Annotated in this window: 12 protein-coding genes; 6 read left to right on the forward strand and 6 right to left on the reverse strand. The window is 76.4% G+C overall.

What is annotated here, in order from left to right; genetic code table 11:
- The 4 genes from DKT68_RS08985 to DKT68_RS31120 form a co-directional block, all read right to left on the reverse strand.
- Window positions 1–1,270, reverse strand: a 1,270-nt coding sequence (locus DKT68_RS08985; protein WP_109816968.1) for a DNA polymerase Y family protein, incomplete at its 3' end; no start/stop codon positions are given.
- A 55-nt stretch (window positions 1,271–1,325) separates the two neighbouring features.
- Entirely contained in the window at window positions 1,326–2,123 is a 798-nt protein-coding gene (locus DKT68_RS08990; protein ID WP_109816959.1) for a hypothetical protein, read from the reverse strand.
- A gap of 102 nt (window positions 2,124–2,225) precedes the next feature.
- On the reverse strand, window positions 2,226–2,675 hold the full coding sequence (locus DKT68_RS08995) for an SAV_6107 family HEPN domain-containing protein (protein WP_109816960.1): 450 nt from the start codon (window positions 2,673–2,675) through the stop codon (window positions 2,226–2,228).
- Window positions 2,676–3,094: 419 nt separating this feature from the next.
- Window positions 3,095–3,232, reverse strand: coding sequence for a hypothetical protein (locus tag DKT68_RS31120; RefSeq protein ID WP_161556635.1), 138 nt, complete (start codon window positions 3,230–3,232; stop codon window positions 3,095–3,097).
- On the opposite strand from DKT68_RS31120, the gene DKT68_RS09000 reads away from it, so the two are divergent.
- The 6 genes from DKT68_RS09000 to DKT68_RS09025 all read left to right on the forward strand — a co-directional run bounded on the left by DKT68_RS09000 (window position 3,231) and on the right by DKT68_RS09025 (window position 8,513).
- On the forward strand, window positions 3,231–3,719 hold the full coding sequence (locus DKT68_RS09000; protein WP_109816961.1) for a YbaK/EbsC family protein: 489 nt from the start codon (window positions 3,231–3,233) through the stop codon (window positions 3,717–3,719). The genes DKT68_RS31120 and DKT68_RS09000 overlap by 2 nt on opposite strands.
- Window positions 3,720–3,790: 71 nt before the next feature.
- Window positions 3,791–4,507, forward strand: a complete 717-nt coding sequence (locus tag DKT68_RS09005) for a monooxygenase (RefSeq protein WP_109816969.1) — start codon at window positions 3,791–3,793, stop codon at window positions 4,505–4,507.
- On the forward strand, window positions 4,504–5,055 hold the full coding sequence (locus tag DKT68_RS09010) for a GNAT family N-acetyltransferase (RefSeq protein WP_109816962.1): 552 nt from the start codon (window positions 4,504–4,506) through the stop codon (window positions 5,053–5,055). The genes DKT68_RS09005 and DKT68_RS09010 overlap by 4 nt, the downstream gene beginning before the upstream one ends.
- Window positions 5,052–5,891, forward strand: a complete 840-nt coding sequence (locus DKT68_RS09015) for a carotenoid biosynthesis protein (RefSeq protein WP_109816963.1) — start codon at window positions 5,052–5,054, stop codon at window positions 5,889–5,891. The genes DKT68_RS09010 and DKT68_RS09015 overlap by 4 nt, the downstream gene beginning before the upstream one ends.
- Complete coding sequence (locus DKT68_RS09020; RefSeq protein WP_109816964.1) at window positions 5,888–7,015, forward strand: glycosyltransferase; 1,128 nt, start codon at window positions 5,888–5,890, stop codon at window positions 7,013–7,015. Before DKT68_RS09015 ends, DKT68_RS09020 begins: the two co-directional genes overlap by 4 nt.
- 10 nt (window positions 7,016–7,025) lie before the next feature.
- A complete protein-coding gene (locus DKT68_RS09025; protein WP_109816965.1) occupies window positions 7,026–8,513 on the forward strand; it encodes a phytoene desaturase family protein in 1,488 nt (495 codons plus the stop codon).
- Between the two features lie 14 nt (window positions 8,514–8,527).
- Here DKT68_RS09025 and DKT68_RS09030 read toward each other — a convergent pair whose 3' ends face one another.
- Both DKT68_RS09030 and metF read right to left on the reverse strand, forming a co-directional pair.
- Window positions 8,528–9,217, reverse strand: a complete 690-nt coding sequence (locus DKT68_RS09030; RefSeq protein ID WP_109816966.1) for a CDP-alcohol phosphatidyltransferase family protein — start codon at window positions 9,215–9,217, stop codon at window positions 8,528–8,530.
- A 43-nt stretch (window positions 9,218–9,260) separates the two neighbouring features.
- Window positions 9,261–10,178 (reverse strand): methylenetetrahydrofolate reductase [NAD(P)H], encoded by a 918-nt coding sequence (metF, locus tag DKT68_RS09035; protein WP_109816967.1) that lies wholly within the window; start codon window positions 10,176–10,178, stop codon window positions 9,261–9,263.
- Window positions 10,179–10,343 lie beyond the last annotated feature (165 nt).

Below are 10,343 nucleotides of genomic sequence, written 5' to 3' on the forward strand. Positions count from 1 at the left end.
ACACCGCGCCGGCGCCGCGCAGCTCGCCCGGCGGTGGGCCGGGACGGGCGGGGAGCCGTTCGTCGCCCCACGGCACCAACCGCACCTGGTCGCCCGGGGAACGTCCGCCGCCGAGCACCGCGGTGACCACCGCTTCCGGGCCGAGGATGCCCTGCACCCGGCTCAACGCCCGGTGCGCCCGCTCCCGCTCCTCGCCGACCTCTCCCCAGAGGCCGGATTGCAGGCCGGCCTGGGCGATCACTCCGTCCGGGACCAGCCGCAGTCGGATGATGCCGGCTGTCGGCCGGGCCGGTCGGGCGCCGGCCCGGCCGTTGCTGCCGGAGAGCCAGCCGTCGAGCTGCCAGCGCACCCGGTCGGCGATGGCCGCGGCGGTGAGCAGACCGTCGTGCCGCCACACCCGGTGCAGCTCCTGCCCGTGCGCGGTGACCGCCTCGATGCCGAGCCGGGTGCAGGCCAGCCCGTGCCCGGCCAGCCGGTCGTGCAGCTGTTCGGCCAGGGCGCGGGCGGCGAACGCCGCCGCGTCGACCCGGTCGATCGGCTCGTCGTGCTCGGCGGTCACCGTCAGGTCGGCCGGCGGCTGCCGGACGGCGAGCGGGCGGTGGTCCCGCCCGGCGGCCAGCCGGTGGGCCAGCGCGCCGTCGAACCCGAACCGGGCCAGCACGTCGCCGGCCGGCAACGCGGCGAACTCACCCAGGGTCCGCACACCGAGACGGCGCAGCAGGTCCGCTAGCGCCGACCGGCCGAGCGCCTCGACCGGCAACCCGGCCAGGAACTCCGGCGTCCCGCCCGGCGCCACCACCCGGCCGGCGCGGGCGGCCAGCCCCGCGGCGAAGACCCCGTCGGCGATGCCGACCTGGCTCTCCACCAGACACGACTGGGCGACGTGCTCGATGATCCGCTCGGCGGCCGCCTCCTCGCCGCCGAGATAGCGGCTCGGCCCCCGGGCGGCCACCGCGCAGGCGCCCGGACGGACCACCTCGACGCCCGCGACCAGTTCCTCCACCGCGGCGACCACCGGCTCGAACGCCCGGGCGTCCCGGCCAGGGTCGTACTCCACGACGGTGAGCTGCGGGCAGCGGCCCTGCGCCTCCCGCTTGCGCAGGCCTCGGCGCACCCCCTCGGCGCGGGCCCGCTCGGAGCAGGCGACCACCCGGTTGGCGTGCAGCACGGCGACCGGGCCGGTGGCCGGCACCCCGTCGACGATCTCGGCGGCGAGCACCGGCCAGTCCGGGCACCACAGCAGCAGCGTCCGGACCGCCGAGCCGGTCACCCCGGACCTCCCGGCCCGGGACCGGTCGGACCGGCGCCGCGCCCCACGACCCCGGTCACGCCGGGCTGACCAGGGTGAGCGCGCCCTGTCGGGTGGCGTCGGCGCGGGCCCGGTCACCGGCCGGCGGCACCGGGCGGGGCCGGCCGGCGAGCGACACGGCCGGTCGGCTCACGGTCGAGGGCACCGTGCGGGGGATCACCCGGGTGAGCTCGTCACCGGGGAGCCAGACCTTGATCTCCTTGGGACGGGCGGCCGCCCCGCGCCCGCGCGCCGAGACGGTGACCTCCCGGCGGCGCAGCCGGCCCCGGCCCGACCCGAGCCCCTCCCAGATCCCACGGACCACCTGCAGCGTCACGTCCGCGCCGTCCCACCGGCCGTACGGGACGAGCACGCTGCCGCGCTGCCGGGCCCGGGCGGCCAGCCGGGTGGCGACCGAGGCGGAGACCGTGGCCGGCACGGCCGTGACCACGACGTCCACCCCGTCGATCAGCGCGGCGACCACGGTGGCCCACTCGGGGCCGGGATTCGGCACCAGGGCCAGCCGGTCCAGGGCGATGCCCAACTCGGCGGCCGCGCCCGCGCCGAACGTCGGCACCCCGACCACGGCGCACCACGAGCCGGCTCGGGACGCCTCGGCGAGCAGGGCCAGCACCAGCGAGGTGCCACCGCTGCGCCGGGGTTGACCGACGGCGACCGCGATGGTGCTGCCCCGGCGCAGACCACGGTTGGGCAGCAGGCCGGTCAGCTCGGGGGCCACCGGCAGCACCCGGTGACCGCCGACCGGATCGGGTGCGCTCGCCGGGCGTACCAGATCGGCCAGTGCGGCGGAACCGACCACCATGCGGCCCGCCATCGGACCAACCCCCCGTCGTTGCTGTGGATCAGATCAGGACCGGCACGCCGTGCTGCCGGCCGCCCGGCTCCCCCCGCCGGGCGGCCGGCAGCACCGGCGGGATCATGCGGCGAGGCCGTCCAGGGCCGGTTGGTGAGCCACGCCGAGCGCGGTCTCCACCACCGTGACGAACTGTTCGGCCGCGCGGAGCAGGTCATCGGCCTCCCGGGCGGTGACCACCCGGGGGATGCCGGCCTCGGCAGCGGCCCGTTTGCCGGCTCCGGCAGCGAAGAACCGGGCCCACTCGTCGAGCTCGGGGGCGACGCCGCAGAGCAGGACCCAGACGCTGGTGATCCGGTTGCGCCGGGCCGGCGCGGGTCGGGCCCGGGCGGCGAGCAGCGCGGCCGCCGCGCGCAACGCCGACAGGTGGGCGGCCGCGTAGCGCAGGCCGTCGGGTCGGGTCTGGCCGGCTTCGACCAGCCCGCGCCGGGCCAACGTGAGGAGTTGGGCGGGGGTGCGGTGCGGCAGCACGTGCGCCGGCACCGTCGGTGCCTGAGCCGGGTTGGACGGCATGGACTGTCTCCTCCACGTGGCCGGGGCGTCGCCTCGGCGCACTGGTGCCGCCGATGGGATGCCGAGGTCGGGTGGTGCGGAGGAAGACGCACCGGGTGTGGCCGGCCGGGTGTGGATGCTTCCCCACACCACACCCGGCCGGCGTACCGGCGGGTTCGTCGCCCGCCGCCCGGGGGTCGTGGGCGGCGGACGACGCTCCTGCCTGTCGGGACCGGGCTCGCGACTGCCCGGAAACCCAGGTGCGGCCCGCGGAGCCGCACCGCCGGGGCTGGCGCCGCGAAACACCGCGCTCCGGCTGGTTGGAACGGGCGTTCGAGGCAATCGAACACTCGTTCTAACTGCTGTTGACAGTACACCTCCCCTCCGACGAAAAAGCAACGTGTGACGCGCCGGCCCTGCACGGGGGCGCGACGGGAGGGTCAGACGGAGGCCGGATAGTCGGGCAGGTCGAGGTCGGTGACCAGGGACCGGGTGCCACGCAGGGACGCGCCCACGGCGGCGGGAAACGGCGTGGCCGGCTGAACCGACCACCGGCGGACCGGGAAGAATGGCGACATGCAGCCACACCCGAACGTACGGGCGGTGCAGGACGCGCTCGACGGCGCCAGCGCGCTCGACGGCGCCGGCCAGCCCAGCACGGTCCGCCTGCTGCCCGACGCGGTGCACACCGCCGCAGCGGCCGCCGAGGCTCTCGGCGTCCAGGTCGGCCAGATCGCCAACTCGCTCATCTTCGACGCGGACGACGCCCCGCTGCTCGTGCTCACCTCCGGCGCGCACCGGGTGGACACCGCCGGCCTGGCCGCGTCGATCGGGGTCACCCGGCTGCGCCGGGCCACCCCGGAGTTCGTCCGGACGCACACCGGGCAGCCGATCGGCGGGGTGGCCCCGCTCGGGCACCCGCGACCGCTGCGCACCCTGGTGGACACCGCGCTGGAGGCGTACCCGGAGATCTGGGCCGCGGGCGGCGTACCGCAGGCGGTCTTCCCCACCACCTACGCCGAGCTGCTGCGGGTCACGGCCGGCGCCCCGGCCGAGGTGGCGTGAGCGAGCGGAGCGAGCGAACCAGCAGGCACAGCAGCGAGCGAACCAGCAGGCACAGCAGCACCGTTCCGGATCTGGTCACCCTGCACGTGTGGCGGACCGCCCGCGGCGCGCTGCCCCGGGCACTGACCCGGATGGCCCTGGACCCGGGCCGACTGCGCGCCCTCCCGGGCGTCCGGTTCGGCAAGCTGCTGGGCACCGGGACCGGCACCGGCTTCGGGCCGGGTGACGCGGACCTGACCCGGTGGGCGGCGTTGACCGTCTGGGACTCGTCCGCCGCGGCGGACGGCTTCGACGACTCGTCCGTCGGCCGCGCCTGGGCGCGGATCGCCCGCGCCCACGCCCGGGTCGACCTGCGCCCACTGAGCAGCCGGGGCGAGTGGTCCGGCCATCGACCGTTCGGCGAGCCGTCGGGCGGCCCGGTCACCGGCCCGGTGCTGGCGCTGACCCGGGCCCGGCTGCGGGCCCGCCGGGCGGCCACCTTCTGGCGGGCGATCCCGCCGGTGGCCGCCGCCCTGCGCGACGCGCCGGGGCTGCTGGCCCGGTTCGGCGTCGGTGAGGCGCCGCTGGGCTGGCAGGGCACGGTGAGCGTGTGGCGCGACCCGACGGACCTGGTGGCGTTCGCGTACCGTCACCCGGAGCACCGGGCGGCGATCATGCGAACCCCCACCGCGGGTTGGTACGCCGAGGAACTGTTCGCGCGGTTCGAGGTGCGCGACGTGGTCGGCGACCGGACGGTGCTCGGGTGGGTCGACGACGGCCCCGAAACGGTGAAGGGTGGACGGGCATGAGGTTGGTGCGCTGGACGCCGGACGATCTCGTCCGGCGGCTGGACGACGTGGTGGCCGTCTACGGCGAGGCGATGGGATACCGCACCGACCTGCTGGAGGCCCGGCGCGGCTACATCGCCACCCACGTCCGCCGGCCCGGGTTCCGCGCGGTGGCCAGCCTGACCAGCGAGGGTCGCCTCGCCGGCTTCGGCTACGGCTACCTCGGCGGTCCCGGCCAGTGGTGGCACGACCAGGTGCACCGGGCGCTGGACGCACCGACCCGGCAGCGCTGGCTCACCCACTGCTTCGAGGTCGTCGAGCTGCACGTCCGGCCACCCGCGCAGGGGCACGGCCTGGGCGCCGGCCAGCTGCGCGCGCTGCTCACCATGGCCGAGGGCGACACCACGCTGCTGTCCACCCCGGAGGCCGACGAGCAGACCTCGCGGGCCTGGAGGCTGTACCGGCGGTTCGGCTTCGTCGACGTGCTGCGCGACTTCCACTTCCCGGGCGACGAGCGGCCGTTCGGCGTGCTCGGCCGGGACCTGCCCCTCGAGCACGCGGCGTCATGACCCGGCGGGGGGTCTCCTGGGCGCCGCTCGCCGTCCTGGTGCTCGCCCAGATCTGCTACCCGCTGACCACCGGCGCCACCCGGGCCGGGCTCACCGTGGCCACCGTCGTGCTCGGCTGGCTGCTCTCGGTCGGCCACGCGCTGCTCAGCCGGGGTCCCCGGGTCGCGGTGGCGCTGGTCGCCGTGGCCACCGGCGGCGGGTTCGCGATCGAGGCGATCGGGGTGGCCACCGGCGTGCCGTTCGGCAGCTACGACTACTCCGGGGAACTCGGCCCCAAGCTGGCCGGGGTGCCGCTGATCATCCCGTTGGCCTGGACCTGGATGGCCTGGCCGGCGTGGCTGGCGGCGGTCCGGCTGACCGGCGGCGCCGGGTCGCCGGCCCTCCGGCGGGCGTGGCGGATCGCGCTGGCCGCCCTGGGGTTGGCCACCTGGGATCTCTTCCTCGATCCGCAGATGGTCGCCGAGGGGTACTGGGTCTGGCGGGACGCCACCCCGGCGCTGCCCGGCCTGCCCGGCATCCCGGTCAGCAACTACCTGGGCTGGCTGCTCTTCGCGGTGCTGCTGATGAGCGCGCTGCGCCCGCTGGCCGGCCCGACCGCCGAGCACACCGACCAGCGGGACCACCCGATGATCGCGCTCTACCTGTGGACGTACGTCTCCAGCGTCCTGGCCCACGCGGTCTTCCTCGACCTGCCCGCCTCGGCGCTCTGGGGCGCGGCCGGCATGTCGGTCACCGCCGTGCCGCTGGCGGTGACCCTGCTGCGCGCCCGCCGGGCCCGGGACACGCACCAGGTGGACCGCCACGCGCACCGCTCCGGCGTCGACGCGACCCGATGACCGTCCTGCTCGCCCTGCTGCTCGCCGTCGCCGCGCTGACCGGGCACACCTGGCTCAACGCCGCCCGCTGGCTGCGCCGGCCCACCGACCGGCCGGACGAGGTCGACGAGCCGGTCGCCGTGCTGCTGCCGCTGCGCGACGAGGCCGCCCGGGTCACGCCGTGCCTGCGAGCCCTGCTCGCCCAGCGCGGCGTACCCGGTCTGCGCATCGTGGTCCTCGACGACGGGTCCACCGACGGCACCGCCGAGGTGGTCCGCGCGGTGGCCGGCGACGACCCGCGGGTCACCCTGCTCACCGGGAACGCCCCGCCGCCGGGCTGGCTGGGCAAGCCGCACGCCTGCTGGCAGTTGGCCACCCGGGCCGACCCGGCGGCCACCGCGCTGGTCTTCGTCGACGCCGACGTGGTGCTCGCCCCGCACGCCGTGGCGGCGGCCGTCGCCGAGCTGCGCGCCGCCCGCGCGACGTTGCTGTCGCCGTACCCCCGGATCGTCGTGGCGACGGCGGCCGACCGGCTGGTGCAGCCGCTGTTGCAGTGGCTCTGGCTGACCTTCCTGCCGCTGCGCGCGATGGAGCGCTCGCCGCGGCCGTCGCTGGCCGCGGCGGGCGGGCAGTTCCTCGTGGTGGACCGGGCGGGCTACACCGTCGCCGGCGGGCACGCCGCGGTCGCCGACAGGATCCTGGAGGACGTCGAACTGGCGCGCGCGGTCAAGCGGGCCGGCGGGCGGATCGCCCTGGCCGACGGCTCCCGGCTGGCCGCGTGTCGGATGTACGACGACTGGCCGCAGCTGCGCGACGGGTACTCGAAGTCGCTGTGGGCGTCGTTCGGTCACCCCGGCGCGGCGGCCGCCGTGGTGGCGTCGCTGCTGCTGCTCTACACCGCCCCGCCGCTGGTCGCGGTGGCGGGTGCGGCGGCCGGCGCGCCGGTGGTGGCCGCCGTGGGCCTGGCCGGCTACCTGCTCGGGGTGGCCGGGCGGGTGCTCACCGCCCGCGCGACCGGCGGTCGGTGGTGGCCCGACGCGCTCGCACACCCCGTGTCGGTCGTGGTCCTCGGTTGGCTGACTCTGCGGTCGTACCATCTGCGAAAGCAGCGCCGCCTGACCTGGCGGGGCCGCCCGGTCAGCTAGGAGGCACGGCATGGCGCGGATCGTGGTCGTCGGCGCCGGGGTGGGTGGCCTCGCCACCGCCGCCCGGCTGGCCGCCACCGGGCACCAGGTGACCGTCCTCGAGCGGGCCGACACGGTCGGCGGCAAGCTCGGCCGGTACGTGCACGACACCCCGGCCGGGTCGTTCCACTTCGACACCGGGCCGAGCCTGCTCACCCTGCCCGAGGTGTTCCACGACCTGTTCGAGGCGACCGGGGCGAAGCTCGACGAGTACCTGGACCTGGTGCCGCTGGACCCGATCGTCCGGCACGTCTTCGGGGACGGCGGCCCGCGGTTGGACTCCTGCGCCGACCCGGTGGAGTTCGCCGCCCGGATCGGGGCCGCCTTCGGTGACCGGGCGGCGGCCGACTGGCAGCGGCTGTGGCGTCGGGCGGCGCGCGTGTGGCACGCCTCCTCGCGGGACATCCTGCGCCGCGCCGTCGACTCCCCCCGCGACCTCGCGTCGCTGGCCTGGCGCGTCGGCGACCTGGCCGCCATCGCCCCGGGCCGCACCCTGCGCGGCCTGAGCCGCCGGTACCTGTCCGACCCACGGCTGCGGATGCTGCTGGACCGGTACGCCACCTACACCGGCGCCGACCCGCGCCGCGCGCCGGCCGCGCTCGCCGCGGTCCCCTACGCCGAGCTGACCTTCGGCGGCTGGTACCTGCGCGGTGGGCTCGGCACGCTCGCCGACGCGCTGCTGACGCGTTGCCTGGACCTCGGCGTGGTCGTGCAGACCGGCGCCACGGTGACCCGGATCGACGCCGCCGGCGGCCGGGTGCACGGGGTACGCCTCGACGGCGTCGCCGCGCCGGTGCCCGCCGACGTGGTGGTGGCCAACGTGGACGCGCTCACCGTCTACCGTGACCTGCTGCCGCACCCGCGCCGGCTGGCCGGGCTGACCGACCGCAGTCTGGCCGGTTTCGTGCTGCTGCTCGGCGTCTCCGGCAGCACCGGGCTGGCCCACCACAACGTGTTCTTCCCGCGCGACTACGACGCGGAGTTCGACGCGGTCTTCGGCGACCCGGGGCGCGGCGTACGGGCCCGGCCGGCGGCCGACCCCACGGTGTTCGTCACCGTGGCCGACGACCCGATGGTCCGCCCGTCCGGGCACGAGGCGTGGTTCGTGCTGGTCAACGCCGCCCGGCAGGGCACCGCCACGGGCGCGGTCGACTGGCGGCGCCCCGGGCTGGCCGACGCGTACGCCGACCGGATCCTGGCGGTGCTGGCGGAGCGTGGCGTGGACGTCCGCGACCGGCTGCTGTTCCGCGAGATCCGCACCCCGGCCGACCTGGACGCGGCCACCGGCGCGCCGGGCGGCTCGATCTACGGCACCGCCGGCGGGCTGCTCCGGCCGGCCAACCGGGGCCCGGCGCACGGGCTGTGGCTGGTGGGTGGCTCCAGTCACCCCGGCGGTGGGCTGCCGATGGTGACCCTCTCCGCGCAGATCGTCGCCGACGAGATCGGCCCCGCCTGGTAGGCGCAGCCCGCCCGTCAGCCGGCTTCGAGCAGGGCGCGGCGGACGGTGGAGAGCAACTGCCCCAGGCCGAAGCCGGCCAGCAGCACCCACACCGCGGTCGCCATGGTGATGGTGCCGGCGGCCAGATCGGGCTCGATCAGGCCGGCCAGCCCGGCGATCAGCAACCCGACCAGCGCCACCGACACCCGGGTGGGGCGTTCGCCCACGGTCACCGCGCCGATGTCGCGCATGCCGGCGGAGATCGCCCGGGCCCGGACGTACTCGTGCAGCCACGACAGTGCGCCGCCCGCGACGACCAGCGCGCCCGGCGCGCCGACCAGCCAGAACGCCAACAGCCAGGCCACCTCGCCGAGCCGGTCGGCGACCGAGTCGTAGACGTAGCCGAGCCGGGTGGTGCGGCCGGTGGCCACCGCCACCGCCCCGTCCACGCTGTCCGCGACCGACGCGAGCAGCACGAACAACGCGCCGAGGAACGGCCCGTCCGCCGGCCGGGTCGCCAGCAGGGGCACGCAGAAGCAGAGCAGCACCCCGGCCACGGTGACCGCCGTGGGGCTGACCCGCAGCCGGCCCAGCACGTACCCGACGTGGTAGGCGAACCGCAGCCAGGCGCGCACCACCGGCGCGGCGGTCCGGGGGTCGAAACCGCCGTGCAGCCGCGCCCACGCCGTGGCGTACTGGTCCCAGTTCAGCTGTGTGCCCACCACGGATCAACCGTCGTGACGGGCTTCAGGTGTCGCGGCGCGGCGTTCACACCGGCGCGCCGGCCTTGAGGTTCTGCCAGACCTCGCGGGTCGCGGTGGACCGGTTGAGGGTGATGAAGTGGATCCCCGGAACGCCCTCGTCCAGCAGCCGGCGGGACATCTCGCTGGCCTGCTCGATGCCGAGCCGGCGGACCGCCTCCGGGTCGTCGGCGACCCGCTCGAAGCGCGCCGCCAGCGCCGGCGGGAAGGGCGCGCCGGACAGCTGGACGGACCGTTCGATGGTGCCGATCTGGGTCACCGGCATCACCCCGGCGAGGATCGGGGTGTCACAGCCCGCGGCGGCCACCCTGTCGCGCAGCCGCAGGTAGTCGTCGGCCTCGAAGAACATCTGGGTGATCGCGAACTCGGCGCCGGCCCGGCACTTGCGGACGAAGTGCGCGGTGTCGCTGGCCACGTCGGGTGAGCGGGGGTGCTTGTACGGGAAGGCCGCCACCCCCACGCTGAAGTCACCGGCGTCGCGCACCAGGCGCACCAGGTCCTCGGCGTAGTCCACGCCCTCGGGGTGGCGGACCCACTCGCCGCCCGGGTTGCCCGGAGGGTCGCCGCGCACCGCCAGCACGTTGCGCACCCCCACCCCGGCGAGCCGGCCGATCACGTGCCGCAGCTCGGCGACGGAGTGGTTGACGGCCGTCAGGTGGGCCATCGGCAGCAGGGTGGTGTCGGTGGCGATCCGCTCGGTCACCGCCACGGTGGTGTCCCGCGTCGAGCCGCCCGCGCCGTAGGTGATCGACACGAACGACGGGCGCAGCGACTCCAGCTCGCGGATCGCCTGCCAGAGCAGCCGCTCCCCCGCCTCGGTCTTGGGCGGGAAGAACTCGAACGAGAAGGTCGGCTGACGGTCACGGATGAGCTCCCCGATCGCCGGCTGCGGATTGGGGAGGACCGAGGGAAGACCGAGCGCCACGACCCGACTCTAGCGGTCAGCGTCCGCACCACCCACGCGCTTCCCATCCCGGGGTACGGATCGACGGATCGGTGGGCGTCGCCCGTCGGCCGGCGTCGCCTCCGGCGCCCGGCCCGGTGGGCGGGAAGCCGTCGTACCCACGGGGTAGGAATGGGTGGCGTGGGA

The organism is Micromonospora acroterricola (assembly GCF_003172955.1).
GTDB classification, from domain to species: Bacteria; Actinomycetota; Actinomycetes; order Mycobacteriales; family Micromonosporaceae; genus Micromonospora; species Micromonospora acroterricola.

Excerpts from the sequence above, each read along its gene's own strand:
- DKT68_RS08990 (WP_109816959.1), bottom strand. The coding sequence starts at position 2,123 with ATGGCGGGCCGCATGGTGGTCGGTTCCGCCGCACTGGCCGATCTGGTA.
- DKT68_RS08995 (WP_109816960.1), bottom strand. The coding sequence starts at position 2,675 with ATGCCGTCCAACCCGGCTCAGGCACCGACGGTGCCGGCGCACGTGCTG.
- DKT68_RS09000 (WP_109816961.1), top strand. The coding sequence starts at position 3,231 with ATGCAGCCACACCCGAACGTACGGGCGGTGCAGGACGCGCTCGACGGC.
- DKT68_RS31120 (WP_161556635.1), bottom strand. The coding sequence starts at position 3,232 with ATGTCGCCATTCTTCCCGGTCCGCCGGTGGTCGGTTCAGCCGGCCACG.
- DKT68_RS09010 (WP_109816962.1), top strand. The coding sequence starts at position 4,504 with ATGAGGTTGGTGCGCTGGACGCCGGACGATCTCGTCCGGCGGCTGGAC.
- DKT68_RS09015 (WP_109816963.1), top strand. The coding sequence starts at position 5,052 with ATGACCCGGCGGGGGGTCTCCTGGGCGCCGCTCGCCGTCCTGGTGCTC.
- DKT68_RS09020 (WP_109816964.1), top strand. The coding sequence starts at position 5,888 with ATGACCGTCCTGCTCGCCCTGCTGCTCGCCGTCGCCGCGCTGACCGGG.
- DKT68_RS09025 (WP_109816965.1), top strand. The coding sequence starts at position 7,026 with ATGGCGCGGATCGTGGTCGTCGGCGCCGGGGTGGGTGGCCTCGCCACC.